We start from the raw sequence: 19,193 nt of genomic DNA, 5'->3' as shown, positions 1-19,193 counted from the left end.
GTAAAGTGTTGTCTATTGTTACCAAATCTTCACGCGCTTCGACGGTTCCACGTAAATCGCATCGCCCGGCTTGATCGGGAAGGCTTCGTAAAACGCATCGACATTCTGCAACGGCACATAGGCGCGGAACATGCCCGGCGAATGCGGATCGGTCTTGACTTGGGTCTTGAGTGCCTCGTCGCGCATTTTGGTACGCCACATCGTCGCCCAGGAAATAAAGAATCTTTGCTCGGGCGTATATCCATCGATCAATCCCGGGTTGCCTTTTTCCTTGAGGTACAACTGCAAACCATCGTAAGCCACATTGACGCCGCCCAAATCGCCGATGTTTTCGCCCATCGTAAACTTGCCGTCGACAAAAGTGCCCGGCAACGGTTGCAGCGCGCCGTATTGCTCGCCCAGGGCGCCGGTCAGGGCCGCAAACTGTTTGGCATCTTCGGCCGTCCACCAATCGACGAGATTGCCGTCGGCATTGTAGCGCGAGCCCGAATCGTCGAACCCGTGCGAAATCTCATGCCCGATCACCCCACCGATGGCACCAAAATTAACGGCCTCATCCGCCTGGTAATTGTAATACGGCGCCTGTAAAATGGCTGCCGGGAACACAATCTCGTTGAACACCGGGCTGTAATAAGCGTTGACGGTCTGCGGCGACATATTCCAGCGCGTCTTGTCGACCGGTTTGCCGAGATCGACCAAATCTTCATCGAAACGCCATTTCCTGATGTTGCGCATGTTGTCGTAGAAACTGCCCTTGTCGGTTCCGGCAATCTGGAGCGCAGAATAGTCTTTCCATTTGTCCGGATAACCGATCTTGACGTTGACTTTCTTGAGTTTGATGATCGCGCTTTTCTTGGTTTCGGCCGACATCCAGCTCAGGTTGTTGATGCGGTTTTCATAGGCGCGCATGATGTAATCGATCATCGCTTTGGCTTTGGCTTTGGCCTCGGCAGGGAATTTTTTCTCGACATACAATTTGCCGAGCGCTTCACCCACAGTTGTATTGACGGTTTGCAAGGCGCGTTCATCGCGCGCACGTTGCTTGACTGCCCCGTTCAAGGTCTTGCCATAGAAATCCCAATTCGCATCTTCGATCGCCGTCGACAGATAAGCCGCATTGCCGTTGAGTACGGTCCATTTGAGATAGGCCTTCCACGCATCGATCTGGTTTTCCTTCAAGATTGTTTCGAATTGTGCCAGGTATTTGGGTTGCGATACATTGACCGAATCGAGTTTGGGGTAACCCAATTTGAGGAAATAGTCATTCCATTGGAACGACGGCACCATTTTCTGCAAATCATCGATGGCCGTCGGATTGTAGGTCTTACGGCTGTCGCGGCGTTCGACACGGGTCAGCATCGCGGTGGCCATTTGGGTTTTCGAGCACGAGGATTTTATCGGCATCGGTTTTGGCCTTTGCGGGTTTTTCCCCGATCAGTTCGAGCATTTTGGCCACATGCAATACATATTTGTCGCGTTTTTCTTTGGAATCTTTTTCTTCGGAAACATAGTAATCGCGGTCGGGCAAACCGAGTCTTCCGACACCGATCGCTACGACATTACGGTTGCTGTTCTTGCGGTCGGGACCGACGCCCGAGCCAAAAAATCCGAGTCCGCCGTAAGGTTCGTTCTCGGTGATGAGTTTTTGCAAGTCCTTGGCGTTTTTGATTGCATCAATCTTGGCCAACAATGGTTTGATCGGTTGATAACCCGCCTTGTTGCGCGCGACAGTATCCATAATCGTGCGGTACAAATTGAGTGCCTTGCCCTGGTCGGTGTTGGCTTGGTAGGCCGGATTTTTCGAGGCTTCTTTTAAGATGGCCAAGACATCGACATCGGTCTTCTGGCGCAATTCGTCCATGCCGCCCCAACGCGTGCGGTCGGCCGGGATTTCGGTTTTATCGAGCCATTTGCCGTTGACGAATCGGAAGAAATCGGTGCCGGGTTTGGTACTCAGGTCCATGTTCGACAGATCGAGTCCGGGTTGGGTTTGCGCTTGCATTTGCGAGAATCCGAAAACAGCCGGAAATACCAATAATAATGCGGTGTTGCGTAGTTTGTTCATTTTTTTCGGTTGAGTTATATCCACAAAAATATCAAATCTGATGGATTCTCGTGTTAAATTCCGCTAGCATAATAGGATGTTAATGGGATTGGAAACCCGTCGTGTTTTCGTACTTTTGCCTTCAAATTGTACCACATTGAATTTCCTTAGAAAATACCGCATCTGGATTGCCGCGATGACGTTGGTTTCGGCGGTTTCGATTTTTCTTTTTTACCGGGTTTTGAACCGGAAGACTTTGCCAATTTTCGATCCGTCGGATGTGAACCCCGAAATGGTCGACAGCACGATCCAATACAAAAGCCGTTTCCATACGATTGCCGATTTCTCGTTCACGAACCAAAACGGCAAGACCATCACACAGAAAGACTACGAAGGCAAGATTTATGTGGCCGATTTTTTCTTTACGACCTGCGGTTCCATCTGCCCAAAGATGACCTCGAACCTGGCCGAAGTACAAAAAGCCATCCTGCACAATCCTAAAGTACTATTGCTTTCGCATACCGTCACGCCCGAAATCGACAGCGTTCCGGTTTTGAAAGCCTATGCCGAGAGAAACGGCGTGGTCGATTCGAAATGGAATTTGGTGACCGGCGACAAAAAGGCCATCTATACCATGGCGCGCAAATCCTATCTCGCGGTAAAATTGGGCAAACCCGACGAACTGTACGATATGGTGCACACCGAAAATTTTGTACTGGTCGACACCAAGCGCCGCGTGCGCGGTTTTTACGACGGCACGAATCCCGACGACATCAAACGCCTGATTGCCGACATCAATTGGCTTTCCGAACAAAAAGACTAATCCCATTTTCGATGCAAAACTTCGGTAGATTATGCCTATTTTTGCTTCGTTAATTCAATCTAAATAAGATTTGCGAACCACCATCCATTCCCTCCAGAAAGGCCAGCGCGCGGTCATCCGTGATTTCGACCTTGCGCTCATACCGCTCAAATTGCTCGAGATGGGCTGTCTTCCCGGGAATGAAGTGCAATTGTTGCAGGTGGCGCCACTGGGCGATCCGCTTTATCTTGAAATCAACGGTTCGCACCTGGCCATCCGCGTGGAAACGGCCAAGGAAATCGAAGTCGACCTTATCCCCGCCGCCGAATGAGTAATGAAAACATCAATGTCGCGCTGATCGGCAACCCGAATGTGGGCAAGACTTCGGTGTTCAACCATTTGACGGGATTGAACCAGCAGGTGGGCAATTATCCCGGCATTACCGTCGAGAAGAAAATCGGGTTCTGCAAACTGCCGCACAACGCCAAGGCGAACATCCTTGACTTGCCCGGTACGTATAGCTTGAACGCGAGCTCGATGGACGAGAATGTCGTGGTCGAATTGCTGCTCAACAAGAACGACAAATTGTATCCCGATGTGGCGTTGGTGGTCACCGATGTCGAAAACCTCAAACGCAACCTGTTGCTGTTTACCCAAATCAAGGACCTCGAAATCCCGACGATTTTGGTCATCAACATGGCCGATCGTATGACTTACAAAGGCATTTCGCTCGACATTCCGTATTTGGAGCAAAAGTTCCAGACCAAGATCGCACTCGTGAGTTCGCGCAAGGGAACCGGCATAGAGGAGCTTAAAAATTTAATCGCCAATTACAAGTCGCTCAACGCCGAACCGTGCTTGAATGCGTCCACAATCGACCCGGACTATTTTGGCCAATTGCGCCATGCCTTTCCCGACCAGTTGTTGTACAAACTGTGGCTGGTCATCTGCCAGGATGTCAATTTCGGGCACCTCGAACGACATGAAATCCCGAATTCGTTTACCAAATCGCATTCGGATTTGAAACGTTTGCAGCAAAAGGAAACGATCAAACGCTACCAGTTCATCAACGATGTGCTCAAAGTCGGACAAAAAATCGATGCTTCCGTCGCCAAGGATTTCCGCAGTAAACTCGACCGCATCCTTACGCACAAGGTTTGGGGTTATCTGATTTTCTTCGCGATTTTGTTCCTGATCTTCCAATCGATTTTCGACTGGTCGAGCTACCCGATGGATTTCATCGACGAGAGTTTTGCCTCGTTGAGCGCTTATGCTTCCGAGCATTTACCGGCCGGCATGCTCACCGATTTGCTGTCGCAGGGCATCATTCCGGGTATTGGCGGCATCGTCATTTTTATTCCGCAGATTGCCTTTTTGTTCCTGTTCATTTCGATATTGGAAGAAAGCGGTTACATGAGCCGCGTCGTGTTTTTGATGGACAAAATCATGCGGCGTTTCGGGCTCAGTGGCAAAAGCGTCGTGCCGCTCATTTCGGGAACGGCTTGTGCAATTCCAGCCATTATGGCCACGCGCAATATCGAAAACTGGAAGGAACGTTTGATTACGATCCTGGTCACGCCGTTTACGACCTGTTCGGCCAGGCTTCCGGTATATGCCATCATCATTGCGTTGGTCATCCCAAATACACGCGTTTTCGGATTTATCAATCTGCAGGGTTTGACATTGATGCTGTTGTACATGGCCGGATTTGCGATGGCGATTTTGGCCGCCTATATTTTGAATAAAGTCATGAAAATTTCGGGCAAGACGTTTTTTGTCGTCGAAATGCCTAACTACAAAATGCCGCTGTTCAAGAATGTCGCGATCAACGTACTCGAAAAAACCAAAGCGTTTGTCTACGGTGCCGGTAAAATCATCCTGGCGATTTCGATTATTCTTTGGTTCCTGGCTTCTTATGGCCCGGGCAAGAATTTTACCGAAGCCGAAGCGATCGTGATTGAAAAAGCCCAGCATCAAAATTACACCGAAGAAGAACTCGAAAGCGCCGTCGCCTCGCACAAACTCGAAAACTCCTACATCGGGCTCATGGGCCACGCGATCGAACCCGTCATCGCTCCGCTGGGTTACGACTGGAAAATCGGGATTGCGATCATCAGCTCGTTTGCCGCGCGCGAAGTCTTCGTCGGAACCTTGGCCACGATTTACAGCGTCGGCGACACCGACAACGAAGAACCGATCAAGAACAAGATGGCCGCCGAGATCCATCCCGAAACCGGACAAAAAGTGTTCAACTTCGCCACCGGGATTTCGTTGTTGTTGTTCTACGCCTTCGCGATGCAATGCGCGAGTACCTTGGCCATCACCAAAAAAGAAACAAATTCGTGGAAATGGCCGATGGCGCAATTGGTAACGATGAGTGTCATTGCTTATCTCTCTGCGTTTTTGGCGTACCAGTTCTTGAAATAATGAAGAAAATTAGCTTTCTTCTGGCCCTATTGTTTGCCGTTGCGGTTTCCGGACAAGGAAAAGTCGATGACCCCAAAAAAGATTTCGAGAAACCACAACCCGAACCCGTTAAAATTCCCAAAGAGAAGGCCAAAAACCGTCCCGCCGACGATACCGATAAAACGTTGAGCGAAGAAATCTGGGATTTGACCCTCGGACTCGGCATCAAAGCTTTTTTCGGCAATTACCAAACCGAATACCATCTCGATCATCCCATCACGCCTTATCCGTTCTACAACAAAGAATCGGGCAATTACGAAGGTTACGAATACGACCCAACCAAGAAAGTCGGTTTCCGTTTCGACCTAGAGGACAAATTCCTGTACAGCGATGAAGATTTAATTGGCAACCATTTAACGCTAAAAGTGCGGCCGTTCCAGTACTTTTACGTGCAGGTCGATTACCACCAATTGCACGAGAAAACCAGCGATGAAGATTTGTCGTTGTTTTATTTCAACTTGGCGTATGACCGTTTACGGTTCGAAAAATTCAATCTGGGTTGGAGCCTCGGTGCTGTTTACATGGCCAACGACGTCAACAAAGGCGGACTGGCAGCGGGTTTGTCCGCCGAATGGTTTTTTGCCCAGCATTTCAGTTTACAGGCGGCCGCCAAAGCCGGTGCCATCGAAGCGATCCCGGTCAACACCTTTGAGGTTTCAGGCAGGTACCATTACAAAAGGGCTTTTGTTACGGTGGGATACGAAAAACTCAAGATCGGGACGCCGAAATACAATTTTGCCGCCATAGGAGGCGGATTTTATTTTTAAGATGATACAAGAAATTATTGCCTTTGCTTTACTCGCCGTCGCCGTGGTTTTCCTGGCCAGGAAATTCCTTTTCAAAAAGAAACGAAAAGGAAAAGATTGCGGCAATGATTGCGGCTGTTAAACCAATTTCACAAACAAATTCCCCGCGATCTTATTCGAAATCGTGAGTTCCTTTTCACCGGCTTTAATCCGTAAAGATTGATCGAAAGTCTCCTTGGAAAGCACGCTGATTTTGGTTCCCAGTGCGATTTCCTGTTTGTCCAAATACTGCAAAAACTCAGACGACGTATCTTTGACGCCCACGCAAATCCCACTTTGGCCTTCCGTCAAATCCGACAACAATTGTTTTTCCACTTTAATAATTCTTCCGTGTACATCGGGAATCGGGTCGCCGTGCGGATCTTCGGTCGGGTTGCCCAGAAAATCATCGAGCTTGTTGATGAGCTTGTCCGATTGGATGTGTTCCAATTGTTCGGCGATGTCGTGCACCTCATCCCACGAAAAATCAAGTTTTTCTACAAGGAACACTTCCCACAAACGGTGTTTGCGCACGATCATCTTTGCGGCATGAACGCCATTCTGCGTGAGCGAAACGCCTTGGTATTTTTTGTAATGGATCAGGTCTTTTTCGGCCAATTTCTTGAGCATATCGGTCACCGACGACGCTTTGGTGTCCATTTTTTCGGCAATCGCGTTGGTGCTCACTTCCGAGTCGAGTAGCGTCGTGAGGTGGTAGATCGTTTTGAGGTAATTTTCTTCTGAGAATGTCATTTTTTTATTTTTTGGGGCGTTGCCTGCGGCCGGGCTATTCACTGCAATCTTTTTTGCCGGGTTGTTATTTGTAAAAATTAAAATACGGTTTTGGCAAAAAAGGATTTTCGTTGCTATCCCTAACGCATATTCCTATTACATTCGACATCATTTCTTTAATCGACGTTATTCATACCTGAAGCCCACCGGGCTTCCTCCTCTTAATATCACTCGAGGCAGAAGCCGAACTGAGCGAAGCTAAATCTAACGCGGACTTGTACAAAAAATCAACTTTATTTCTCATGATCGCGAGTCGCAAATTGTATTCGTTGGCCCTAGCCCGGATAGCAGTGGAAATCCTTTTTGTGACGCACAGCAGAACAAAAAGATTGCAACGGATAGCCGGAAAAGCTCCTACTGCTTCACAATAAACAAAGGTATGCTAATTTTATGACGCACCTTGTCTACGGTTGTCCCGAAAATCAAATCCTTGAAACCGGTGTGGCCGTGCGTACCCATCACGAGTACATCGAACTGCCCTTCGTTGATGATCCTTGGCAACGTCTTGCCCGGTTCGCCAAAGCCCAATTTGGTGTCGACTTTATAGCCTTTGTCGCTCAGCATTTCGAAATAGTCGTGCAGCAATTTTTCGTCGAGTGTGGTTTCGTGGTCGACGATGTTGCTGCCGTACATCATGGCACCGACGGTTTCCACGATATGAATGAGTGTGTAATTCGCATCCATACCGCCAAGTGCAAAGGCGTTGTTGAGTGCGGCTTCATCGGCGGCGGAAAAATCGACCGAAACGGCGATGTTCTTCTTGTCGAACGTGCCTTGGCGTGTCCATTTGAGTGATAAATTGTGGGGCGAGTGGTTTTCCATTTTGGGCTTGACCTTGCTGAAGAACGGATTAAAAACGATGTACAACAGCAAAATCAGGAAGCCGAAAGCCAACGGCACAACGGTGAGCCAAAGTACAATCGGGTTTTCAGAAGCTTCGAGCCAACCGACGATTTCATTGAACACCAATTTGGCGTTGAGCGAAACGATGACCAAGGCAATAATCCAGGCGGCGATTTTCGTCCATCTCCCAATATGAAAACCTTCCATTTTGTTCTTGTCGCTGACGTAATGAATCAATGGAATAATCGCAAAACCGAGTTGCAAACTCAAAACCACTTGGCTAAAAATGAGCATTTTTCCGGTAACGCCTTCGCCAAAAACCGAAATGACAATCACGGCTGGAACAATCGCAATGAGTCGTGTAATAATTCTTCGAATCCACGGCTGGATGCGCAGGTTGATGTAACCTTCCATGATAATTTGACCCGCCAAGGTTCCCGTAATCGTCGAACTTTGTCCGGCGGCGATCAACGCGACTGCAAAAAGAATCGGCGCCCATTTCGTACCCAGCATCGGTTCGAGGAAACGGTGCGCATCCTGGATTTCGGCAATGTGGAACATCCCGCTTTTGTAAAAAGTAGCGGCAGCCAAAATCAAAATCGCAGCGTTGACGAAAAAAGCCATATTGAGCGCAATCGTCGAATCGATTAAATTGTACTTGATGGCCTGCTTGATTCCTTCTTTGCTGCGGTCGAATTTTCGGGTTTGCACGAGCGACGAATGCAGGTATAGATTGTGCGGCATCACGGTCGCGCCGATGATCCCGATGGCAATGTATAAGGCCGTTTCGTTCGGGATCGACGGAATCAATCCTGCGAAAACCTTGGGCAATTCGGGTTGGGCGAAAATCATTTCAAACACAAACGAAACCCCGATAATTGCTACGAGTGCGATGATGAACGCTTCCATTTTGCGCATGCCTTTGTTGATCAGGAACAACAAAAGAAAGGTATCGAGAACCGTGATGAGCACGCCGTTGATCAATGAAATGTCGAACAATAAATTAAGTCCGATCGCCATCCCGAGCACTTCGGCCAAATCACAGGCAGCTATCGCAATTTCGGCCAGACCGTATAGAATGTAATTGATGAACTTCGGATAGGTTTCGCGCGAAGCCTGCGCCAAATCGAGACGCGTGACGATTCCGAGACGTGCGCTGAGACTCTGCAGCAACAGCGCCATGATGTTGCTCATGAGCAAAACCCACAACAACGCATAACCGAACTGGCTGCCTCCGGCGAGATCGGTCGCCCAGTTTCCGGGATCCATATAACCGACACTGATCAGGTAGGCGGGGCCGAAAAACGCGAGGATTTTCCTAAAAACGGTGGTCTTGTTTTGCGTCGAAATCGATTCGTTGACTTCTTTCGAGCGATTTTCCTTTCATACCAAAGATTTAATAACAAGGCAAATATAAATATTTTTGTTTGTAAAATAAAATTTTTAGTTTTGCCTAAATTTTTATTGAATACAAATCTAAAATGAAAAATTTCTTTTTGATCGGTTGTCTTTTGGGTTCGGTTTTGACTTTTGCACAAGTAAAAATCAGCGGCAAAGTAACCGATTCGGGCAAACCACTTTCGAATGCGCAAGTCCAACTCGCCGCGCAAAAAACCACAACCGATTCGATCGGCGCCTTCCAATTTTCTGACATCGTGCCAGGCAATCATGAAATCCGCGTGTCGTTTCCGGGTTATACTTCACTCCGAAAAAAGATCAAAGTCGGCACCGAACCGATCGAAGTGGATTTCGAGTTCAAAGAAAATACCATCGATGAAGTCGTCATCACCGGAACGATGAAAGTCGTCAACCGCATCGAAAGTCCCGTCCCCGTTGAAATCTACAAACCCACTTTTTTCAAGAAAAACCCGACCGCCAATATTTTCGAAGCCTTGCAGAACGTCAACGGCGTGCGTCCGCAGCTCAACTGCAACGTCTGCAACACAGGCGACATTCACATCAACGGACTCGAAGGCCCGTATACCTTGGTCTTGATCGACGGCATGCCCATCGTGAGCGGATTGTCTACGGTGTACGGATTGTCGGGCATTCCGAATTCGTTGCTGGATAGAATCGAAATCGTCAAGGGGCCGGCGTCTTCCTTGTATGGCAGCGAAGCCGTCGGCGGACTCATCAACATCATCACCAAGAATCCCAAGAATGCGCCGGCTTTTTCGGCCGATGTGTATTCGACGAGTTGGGGCGAGGCCAATGTCGATTTGGGTTTCAAGACCAACGTCGGCAAAAAAGCGACTCTTTTATTGGGAACAAATTATTTCAATTACACCAATCCGATCGATGACAACGGCGATAATTTCACCGATGTGACTTTGCAGAATCGAATCTCGATTTTCCAAAAATGGAATTTTGCACGCGCCAACGACAAATTGTTTTCGCTCGCCGGACGTTATTTCTACGAAGACCGTTGGGGCGGCGAAATGCAATGGAAGAAAAAATACCGTGGCGGTGATGAAGTCTATGGCGAAAGCATTTACACGAGCCGTTGGGAACTGCTCGGGTCGTATGCGTTGCCGGTTTCGGAGAAAATGTTGCTGTCGTTTTCGTATACGGACCACGACCAGAATTCGGTGTATGGTAAAATCCCGTACCTCGCGCAGCAGAAAATCGGCTTTGGACAGTTGACGTGGGACAAAAACCTCGGGCGCCACGATTTGCTGTTCGGTACGGCTTTGCGTTACCAATTCTACAACGACAATACGACTGCAACCACCAAAGCCGACCAAACCTGGATTCCCGGAGTTTTCGCCCAGGATGAAATTGCATTGTCCGAAAAACACAAATTGTTGCTCGGTGCACGCTACGATTATAACAACAACCACGGTTCGATTTTTACGCCGCGGCTCGCTTACAAATGGAATCCGAACGCGAACAATATTTTCCGTTTCAACGCCGGTACGGGTTTCCGTATCGTCAATTTGTTTACCGAAGAACATGCGGCCTTGACCGGTTCGCGCGACGTGATTGTTTTGGAAGACTTGAAACCCGAACGTTCGTACAACGCCAACCTCAATTACCTCAGGAAAATCCGTTTGGAAGACGGCAGTTTCATCGGGCTCGAAACCACGGCTTGGTACACGTATTTTACGAATTCGATTATTCCTGATTACGATACGAATCCGAACCAGATCATTTACAAAAACCTCGACGGTTATTCGGAAAGCAAAGGGGTCAGCCTCAATGCCGATTTGATTTTCGGCGCGCTCAAAGTCATCGTTGGCGCAACCTATATGGATGTTTCCAAAACCGAAAACAACGTCACGACCCGCCAAATGCTGACCGAAAAACTCTCGGGCACCTGGGCCATTTCGTATTCGTTCCCCAAAGCCTTCCTCGACATCGATTACACCGGCAATATTTATGGCCCAATGCGGTTGCCGACACTGGGTCCGCTCGATCCGCGAAAAGACCATTCGGACGCGTACAGCATCCAGAACATCCAACTCACATTCAAGAAACTGCGCAATTTCGAAATCTACGCCGGGGTCAAAAACCTGCTCAACTGGACACCGGCCAAGGGCAATCCGTTCATCATCGCGCGTGCCAACGACCCGTTCGACAAAAATGTACAGTTCGACCCAAACGGCAACGTCATCGCCACGCCCGACAATCCTTATGCGCTGACCTTCGACCCGGGTTATGTGTACGGCCCAAACCAAGGCATCCGCACTTTTATGGGCATCCGCTACACGCTGCGCTGACCGATTAAACTATAACAAATCTTTATCGTTTCGTTAAAATCAAAAGTCCAAAATGTTCGTACCTTTGGGGCGAAACTTTAACCTTTAATTAAAAGATTATGTATCCAGAAGAAATGGTAAGCCCAATGCGCGCCGAATTGGCACAGGCGGGTTTCGAAGAATTATATAGCGCGGGTGCCGTAGAAAATGCACTCTCTAAGCCGGGAACCACTTTGGTGGTCGTGAATTCTGTTTGCGGATGCGCGGCCAGAAATGCGCGTCCGGGTGTAACCCAAAGCATCGCCGGTGCCAAAAAACCAGACCATTTGGTGACGGTTTTCGCCGGTGTCGACAAAGAAGCGGTCGATGCGGCGCGTGAGAAAATGTTTCCGTTCCCGCCATCGTCTCCAAGCATCGCCTTGTTCAAGGACGGTGAGTTGGTACACATGCTCGAGCGTCACCACATCGAGGGACGTCCTGCCGAAATCATCGCAGAAAACCTCAAGGACGCGTACAGCGAGTACTGCTAAGATTTAAACGTACACAGTTGAGACCACGCTTCGGCGTGGTTTTTTTTGTTTTAGGAGCTGGTTCCTGCTCTTGCCTTTATCTTGCTTCCGTAAACTACAGCAAGGATACCGGCTCGATCAGGGCTAGGGCATTCTGCTCCCAATCACGTCTAGGAAACTTTGTGACTTTGCATCTTTGCTTCTTTGAAACTTTCCCTTAAATTTGCACCACGAAAATACTCTCAACTTAATCTGTTTATAGCATGCAACTGTACAACACTTTAAGCGCAGAAGAAAGAGCCCGTCTCATCGACGACGCCGGAAAGCAACGCCTCACGCTGTCTTTCTATGCTTATGCGCGAATCGAAAATCCCACCCAATTTAGAAATGAATTATTCTTAGCCTGGAATCCTTTAGAGGTTCTCGGGAGAATTTATGTTGCACACGAAGGCATCAACGCCCAGTTGAGTTTGCCGGCCGACCATTTCTACGCATTCAAGGATACGATCGAAGCCTACGATTTCATGAAAGGCATCCGGCTCAATGTGGCGGTCGAACACGACGACCATTCATTCCTCAAACTCACAATCAAAGTACGCGATAAGATTGTCGCCGACGGACTCGAAGACGATTCATTCGACCCGACCAACATCGGCGTGCACCTCAAAGCCAAGGAATTCAACGATTTGCTCGAAGATCCGAACACGATTGTTGTCGATATGCGCAACCACTACGAAAGCGAAATCGGGCATTTTACGGGTGCGATTAAACCCGATGTCGATACGTTCCGCGAAAGCTTGCCGATCATCGAAGAACAACTGGCCGAACACAAACAAGACAAAAAACTGTTGATGTACTGCACCGGCGGTATCCGTTGCGAAAAAGCCTCCGCTTATTTCAAGCACAAAGGTTTTGAAAACGTCTACCAACTCGAGGGCGGCATCATCGAATATACCAGACAAGTCAAGGCCGAAGGGTTGCAAAGCAAGTTCATCGGGAAGAATTTCGTGTTCGACCACCGACTCGGCGAACGCATTACCGACGACATCGTCTCGAACTGCCACCAATGCGGCAAACCGTGTGACAACCATACGAACTGCGCGAACGAAGCCTGTCATTTGCTGTTCATCCAATGCGACGAATGCGCGGCCAATATGGAAGGCTGTTGCTCGACCGAATGTGTCGACGTGATCCACTTGCCCGAGGAAGAACAAAAAGCGTTGCGCCGCGGGATCAAGAACGGCAACATGATTTTCAAGAAAGGGAAGTCGGAGGTATTGAAGTATAAAGATTCGGCTTCTGGGATTACGGGAACCGCGGCGACGACTTTGGAAAAAAGAACCAAGGATTTAAGAGCCAAGAGCCAAGAACCAAGACTAAAGAAAACACTCATCGGCAAAGGCATCCATTATTTCCCGAAAGCCGAGATTGGGCAATTTTATCTCGAAAATGGCCAAATCCAATCGGGTGATAAAATCCTGATTTCAGGCCCAACGACAGGCGAACAGCAATTGACTGTGGGTGAAATTTTTGTCAATGACGCACCGGCTGATTTGGCTATTGTTGGAAATACGGTTTCGTTTAAGGTTCCGTTCCGCATTCGTTTATCTGATAAATTGTATTTGATAGACTAAGCCCTAGCCCCGATTACAGCAAGTATCCTTTTGCGAGCGCAGCGTAGCAAAAGATACTGCGGAAAGCGGGATCAAGCTCCTAAAAAACCAAACCGGTTTCATCAACTTGAAGCTGGTTTTTTTGTGTCAAAAACTCACAAAAAATACTATCTTTACGCACGAATATTTACGAACTTAAGCTGCGCAAGCGGCACTGCATATATATCATGGCATGTACAAGTTGCTCAACCTCGACCGGCGGTGCGCCGAAAGGTTGTAAGAACAATGGCACCTGCGGCACCGATAGCTGCAACAAACTCACTGTTTTCGACTGGCTCGCGAACATGAGCCTGCCCAACGGCGAAGCGCCTTTTGACTGTGTCGAAGTGCGTTTCAAGAACGGCCGCAAGGAATTTTACCGCAATACCGAAAAACTGACCCTGAGCATCGGCGACATCGTGGCGACCGAGGCTTCGCCGGGACACGACATCGGGATCGTCACTTTGACGGGTGAACTCGTCAAGATCCAGATGAAGAAAAAAGGCGTCAACTACAACGGCGCCGATGTGTCGAAAGTGTACCGCAAGGCGTCGCAGAAAGACATCGACATCTGGTCGAATGCACGCGACAAGGAAGAACCGATGAAGGTGCGCGCACGCGAACTCGCGATTTTGCAGAATTTGCAGATGAAGATTTCGGATATCGAATTCCAGGGCGACGGCTCGAAGGCGACGTTTTATTACACGGCCGAGGACCGCATCGATTTCCGACAGCTCATCAAGGATTTCGCGAAGGAATTTTCGACGCGAATCGAGATGAAGCAAGTGGGTTTCCGTCAGGAAGCCTCGCGTTTGGGCGGCATCGGATCGTGCGGACGCGAATTGTGCTGTTCGACTTGGCTGACCGATTTCCGCAGCGTGAATACTTCGGCGGCGCGTTACCAGCAGTTGTCCTTGAATCCGCAGAAATTGGCCGGACAATGCGGTAAACTCAAGTGCTGCCTCAACTACGAACTCGATACCTACATGGACGCTTTGCAGGATTTTCCTGATTTCGACGTCAAACTCCAAACCGAAAAAGGAACGGCCGTCTGCCAGAAACAGGACATCTTCAAAGGGCTGATGTGGTTTGCCTATACCGACAATTATGCGAACTGGCACATGCTCAAAATTGAACAGGTCAAAGAAATAATTGCCGAGAACAAACAGAAAAACAAAGTTTCTTCGTTAGAAGATTTTGCAGTGGAAGTCGTGGCCGAACCGACACAAACGTTCAGCAACGCGATGGGCCAGGAAAGCCTCACGCGTTTCGACCAGCCCAAGAAAAAGAAAAGCCGCAACAAGAACCGCAACAAGCAAACCGCCGAAGCGCGTACCGAAGGGGGGCCAAAACAAGGCGGCGGCAGAAATGACAGAAACCGCGGCGACCGCAATGAGAACAGACAGAAATCGGCTGAAGGCAGACCGCAAAGAGCAGAACAATCCGAAGCCAAGTCGAATGCACCAAAGCCAAACCGCCAAGAAAACAATAGAGGCAAGGCCGAACAAGGCGAAGCCAAACCCCGCCCAGAAGGCGAACGCGGTCCAAAACCCGAAGGTCAGGCCGGCGAAGCGCGTCAAAACAAGAACAGAAACAAAAACCGTAGAAAAGGCAACAACTCGAACAAGAACAATGATCCGAAAAGCTAGTATTCTTTTATTGGTGTTCCTTTCGCTGGTTTCGTGCGACAAGAAAAGGGTTTTTGACGAATACCATTCGGTCGGAAAGGCTTGGCACAAAGACAGCATCGTGAGTTTTGATTTGCCCAAAATGGACACCTCTAAATATTACAACTTGTTCCTGAACATCCGCGACAACGACAATTATCCGTTCAACAATCTGTTTGTGATTGTCTCGATGGAAGAACCGGGCGGCGTGACCAAGGTCGATACGCTCGAGTACCAGATGGCCAATCCCGACGGGACCTTAATGGGCGATGGCTTCACCGATGTCAAGGAAAACAAACTGGTTTACAAACAACGGCAGCAATTCAAGCCCGGCGCTTATAAAGTACACATCCGCCAAGCGGCGCGCCAAACCGGAAAAGTCACCGGCGTACAAAAGCTCGAAGGCATTACCGAAGTCGGTTTTAGAATTGAAAAAATGAATTAATTATGGCAGCGATCAAAAAGAACCACCATCCCAACAAAGACATCGCTTATTACAAAAGACAATTCTGGAAAATCTTCGGCTATGGATTTGCCGGTATCATCCTGTTTTTCATCCTGGCGTCTTGGGGCGTTTTCGGCGCGATGCCATCGTTTGAGGATTTGGAGAATCCAGATTCGAATTTGGCCACCGAAATCATTTCCTCAGATGGCGTAACGATTGGGAAATTCTACAATGAAAACCGTACGATGGTCAAGTATTCTGACCTCCCAAAACATTTGGTCGATGCGCTCATCGCCACCGAAGACGAGCGTTTCTACGAGCACTCGGGCATCGACGGCCGCGGAACCATGCGTGCCGCACTGAGCCTCGGAACCAGCGGTGGTGCCAGTACACTGACACAACAATTGGCCAAATTGTTGTTCCATGGTGAAGGTTCGAAATTCATCCTGTTCCGTCTCGTACAGAAAGCCAAGGAATGGATCATCGCGATCCGTCTAGAGCGCCAATACACCAAGAATGAAATCATCGCGATGTACCTCAACAAAGCCGATTTTGTCAATACCGCGGTCGGCATCCGATCGGCGGCCAAGGTTTATTTCAACAAGGAACCACGCGATTTGACCATTGAGGAAAGTGCCGTATTGGTGGGCATGCTCAAGAATCCGTCATTGTACAACCCGACGAAAGAAAAAAGGAAACAACTCGTATTCGACCGAAGAAATACGGTTCTGGGACAAATGGTCAAGAATGGTTTCCTCGAAGAATCGGCCAAGCAAGCCTTGTCGAAAAAACCAATCGTACTCGACTTCCACCCCGAAAGCCACAAAGACGGACTCGCGACTTACTTTCGCGAATACCTGCGCGATTTCATGGGCAAATGGGTCAAGGACAACAAAAAATCAGACGGCTCGGAATACGACATCTACAAGGACGGACTCAAGATTTACGTGACACTCGATTCGCGCATGCAGCAATACGCCGAAGAAGCGGTTTCACAGCACTTGGCCAACCTGCAACAGGAATTCGACAGCGAGCAGAAGAACAACAAGAACCGTCCGTTCCTGCGCCTGAACGATCAGGAAACACAGAAGCTCATGATGAAGGCGATGAAGAATTCGGACCGCTGGAAAAAGATGGACGACCAGGGCAAAAGCGAATCCGAAATCATCAAATCGTTTGGCGTAGCCACCAAAATGAAAGTCTTTACCTGGAAAGGCGAAAAAGACACGACGATGACGCCAACCGATTCGATCCGCTACTACAAAGGATTTTTGCAGTCGGGTGTGATGGCAATGGAACCTTCGACCGGACACGTCAAGGTTTGGGTCGGCGGCAACAATTACAAATATTTCCAATACGACCACGTCGGCCAAGGTGCGCGCCAGGTCGGCTCGACATTCAAGCCATTCGTGTATGCGACGGCCATCGAACAATTGAACATGTCGCCTTGCGATTCAATCATCGACTCGCCGTTTACGATCCCGAAAGGCCGTCACAACGTAACCGAAACCTGGACGCCGCAAAACTCGAACGGCGAATACCGCGGCATGGTGACCTTGAAAAAAGCATTGGCTTTGTCGATCAATACCGTTTCGGCTAAACTGATCGATAAAACCGGACCGGAACCTGTCGTGGAATTGACCCATAAACTGGGTGTAAAATCAGATATTCCGGCACAACCGTCGATAGCGCTCGGTGCGGTCGAAATCACGGTACAGGACATGGTCGCGGCCTACAGTACCTTTGCCAACGAAGGCGTCTACATCAAACCGCAGTTCATCACAAGAATCGAGGATAAAAACGGCGTCATCATTTATGAGCCGGTAGCCGAATCGCACGACGTACTCAACAAAGACATTGCTTTCGCGGTGATCAAATTGCTCGAAGGCGTAACCGAAAGCGGCTCGGGAGCACGTTTGCGTACCCAAGGCGGCGGCAACGGCTACAACCGCGTGACGGGTTATCCGTACGTGTTCACGAACCCGATTGCGGGTAAAACCGGAACGACACAAAACCAATCCGATGGTTGGTTTGTGGGCATGGTACCGAATTTGGCGACCGGCGTTTGGGTGGGCTGCGAAGACCGTTCGGCACGATTCAAGGGAATTACTTACGGACAAGGTGCCACGGCTGCGTTGCCGATTTGGGGTATTTTCATGAAGAAATGCTACAAAGACACGACACTCACCGTTTCCAAAAAAGATTTCGAACGACCGAAAAACCTCTCGATCAAAGTGGATTGTTGGGTGCCTGTCAAGGACACGACCGATACCGAATTTGAGCAGGATACGGATGAGTTTGAATTGTAATTAGGAGCTATTTGCTTCGCCAGTTCGCGCCAAATATTATTTATTTGGAGCTCAGGTTCGGCTGTCCGCTATATCTTTTACGGCCTCCGTTGTCCCGAAGGGTCGGGACGGCCGCAAAAGGATGCCGCTGCCATCCGGGCTAAAATTAGCCACGAATTCACAAATGTTATAAGTGATTAGTTCCGGGCTTTGCACATTTGAACCGCGTTAGATTTGAAATTAAAAGGAGGAAGCCCAGTGGGCTTCAGGTATAAAAACCAGAATCAATAAAATAGCGTTTCGTGCTACATTCGAGAGTCCGCGTTAGCGATTGCAGTGGAAATCCTTTTCTAAAAGGATTCGCCGAAGCGATAGCGAAGGCAAATCTCTTTTAGAAAAGATTGAAACGAAAAGCGCGACGCGAGGAACGAAGCGGAACGCCCAACAAAAAATTATGATCAACAAAAAAGTACACTCAGTTTCAGAAGCGCTGCAAGGAATCGCAGACGGGCAAACCATTATGCTTGGCGGTTTCGGACTTTGCGGCATCCCTGAGAACGCCATCGCCGAGCTCGTGCGCATGGATGTCAAAAATTTAACCTGCATTTCGAACAACGCCGGGGTCGACGATTTCGGGCTTGGATTGCTGCTGCAGAAACGCCAGATCAAGAAAATGATTTCGTCTTATGTGGGCGAAAATGCCGAATTCGAACGCCAGATGCTTTCGGGCGAACTCGAGGTTGAACTCACGCCGCAGGGCACGCTCGCCGAAAAATGCCGCGCCGCACAAGCCGGAATTCCTGCATTCTTCACGCCCGCCGGTTACGGAACCGAAGTGGCCGAAGGAAAAGAATCACGCGAATTCAACGGCAAGATGCACATCCTCGAACATGCGTACAAAGCCGAATTTTCAATCGTAAAAGCGTGGAAAGGCGACGAAGCCGGCAACCTCATCTTTAAGGGAACCGCAAGAAACTTCAACGCGCCGATGGCCGGAGCCGGGAAAATCACGATTGCCGAAGTCGAGGAATTGTTGCCTGTAGGCAGTTTGGATCCGAACGAAATCCACATTCCGGGGATTTTGGTGCAACGGATTTTCAAGGGCGAAAAATTTGAGAAACGCATCGAGCAACGAACTGTTCGTAAAAAATAATGTGACAATTGGACAATGAGCCAATTAGAAAATGTTACCATTAGATAAA

The 19,193-nt window shown here is 48.9% G+C and carries 14 protein-coding genes and 1 pseudogene; 12 read left to right on the top strand and 3 right to left on the bottom strand.

From position 1 onward, the window contains the following. Positions 1-18: 18 nt before the first annotated feature. Positions 19-2,065 (bottom strand): annotated as a pseudogene (locus tag QM717_RS08020) (M13 family metallopeptidase). Between the two features lie 175 nt (positions 2,066-2,240). On the opposite strand from QM717_RS08020, the gene QM717_RS08015 reads away from it, so the two are divergent. From QM717_RS08015 to QM717_RS07995, 5 genes are all read left to right on the top strand, one after another. Beyond that, entirely contained in the window at positions 2,241-2,867 is a 627-nt protein-coding gene (locus tag QM717_RS08015; protein WP_415040099.1) for an SCO family protein, read from the top strand. A 70-nt stretch (positions 2,868-2,937) separates the two neighbouring features. Next, entirely contained in the window at positions 2,938-3,177 is a 240-nt protein-coding gene (locus QM717_RS08010) for a FeoA family protein (protein ID WP_415036618.1), read from the top strand. Beyond that, positions 3,174-5,273 carry a ferrous iron transport protein B gene (gene feoB, locus QM717_RS08005; protein WP_415036616.1) on the top strand — a complete coding sequence of 700 codons (2,100 nt, stop codon included), beginning with the start codon at positions 3,174-3,176 and terminating at the stop codon, positions 5,271-5,273. The genes QM717_RS08010 and feoB overlap by 4 nt, the downstream gene beginning before the upstream one ends. Then, entirely contained in the window at positions 5,273-6,079 is an 807-nt protein-coding gene (locus QM717_RS08000; RefSeq protein WP_415036614.1) for a hypothetical protein, read from the top strand. Before feoB ends, QM717_RS08000 begins: the two co-directional genes overlap by 1 nt. 1 nt (position 6,080) lies before the next feature. Continuing rightward, positions 6,081-6,200 carry a FeoB-associated Cys-rich membrane protein gene (locus tag QM717_RS07995; RefSeq protein WP_415036612.1) on the top strand — a complete coding sequence of 40 codons (120 nt, stop codon included), beginning with the start codon at positions 6,081-6,083 and terminating at the stop codon, positions 6,198-6,200. Here QM717_RS07995 and QM717_RS07990 read toward each other — a convergent pair. Together QM717_RS07990 and QM717_RS07985 are read right to left on the bottom strand one after the other, a co-directional pair. Beyond that, positions 6,197-6,850 (bottom strand): metal-dependent transcriptional regulator, encoded by a 654-nt coding sequence (locus QM717_RS07990; RefSeq protein ID WP_415036610.1) that lies wholly within the window; start codon positions 6,848-6,850, stop codon positions 6,197-6,199. The genes QM717_RS07995 and QM717_RS07990 overlap by 4 nt on opposite strands. A gap of 393 nt (positions 6,851-7,243) precedes the next feature. Next, the gene (locus tag QM717_RS07985) at positions 7,244-9,082 is read right to left on the bottom strand and encodes an Nramp family divalent metal transporter (protein ID WP_415040097.1); all 1,839 of its coding nucleotides are present in this window, start codon (positions 9,080-9,082) and stop codon (positions 7,244-7,246) included. Between the two features lie 131 nt (positions 9,083-9,213). Between QM717_RS07985 and QM717_RS07980 the strand changes: the two genes are divergently transcribed. From QM717_RS07980 to QM717_RS07950, 7 genes are all read left to right on the top strand, one after another. After that, positions 9,214-11,451, top strand: coding sequence for a TonB-dependent receptor (locus QM717_RS07980; RefSeq protein WP_415036608.1), 2,238 nt, complete (start codon positions 9,214-9,216; stop codon positions 11,449-11,451). Between the two features lie 98 nt (positions 11,452-11,549). After that, positions 11,550-11,960: a BrxA/BrxB family bacilliredoxin gene (locus tag QM717_RS07975; protein WP_415036606.1), complete on the top strand. Its 411-nt coding sequence runs from the start codon at positions 11,550-11,552 to the stop codon at positions 11,958-11,960. A 242-nt stretch (positions 11,961-12,202) separates the two neighbouring features. Beyond that, positions 12,203-13,573 carry a rhodanese-related sulfurtransferase gene (locus QM717_RS07970; protein ID WP_415036604.1) on the top strand — a complete coding sequence of 457 codons (1,371 nt, stop codon included), beginning with the start codon at positions 12,203-12,205 and terminating at the stop codon, positions 13,571-13,573. A 206-nt stretch (positions 13,574-13,779) separates the two neighbouring features. Then, positions 13,780-15,240 (top strand): regulatory iron-sulfur-containing complex subunit RicT, encoded by a 1,461-nt coding sequence (gene ricT / locus QM717_RS07965; protein WP_415036602.1) that lies wholly within the window; start codon positions 13,780-13,782, stop codon positions 15,238-15,240. Continuing rightward, positions 15,224-15,703 carry a gliding motility lipoprotein GldH gene (locus QM717_RS07960; RefSeq protein ID WP_415036600.1) on the top strand — a complete coding sequence of 160 codons (480 nt, stop codon included), beginning with the start codon at positions 15,224-15,226 and terminating at the stop codon, positions 15,701-15,703. Before ricT ends, QM717_RS07960 begins: the two co-directional genes overlap by 17 nt. A gap of 2 nt (positions 15,704-15,705) precedes the next feature. Then, a complete protein-coding gene (locus QM717_RS07955; RefSeq protein WP_415036598.1) occupies positions 15,706-18,012 on the top strand; it encodes a penicillin-binding protein 1A in 2,307 nt (768 codons plus the stop codon). A 433-nt stretch (positions 18,013-18,445) separates the two neighbouring features. After that, positions 18,446-19,144 carry a CoA transferase subunit A gene (locus tag QM717_RS07950; RefSeq protein ID WP_415036596.1) on the top strand — a complete coding sequence of 233 codons (699 nt, stop codon included), beginning with the start codon at positions 18,446-18,448 and terminating at the stop codon, positions 19,142-19,144. Positions 19,145-19,193 lie beyond the last annotated feature (49 nt).

Source organism: Flavobacterium sp., assembly GCF_047602195.1.
In the GTDB taxonomy this organism is placed as follows: Bacteria; Bacteroidota; Bacteroidia; order Flavobacteriales; family Flavobacteriaceae; genus Flavobacterium.
Note: the sequence above shows the minus strand (reverse complement) of the source record. Positions and strands in the feature narration are given on the sequence as shown.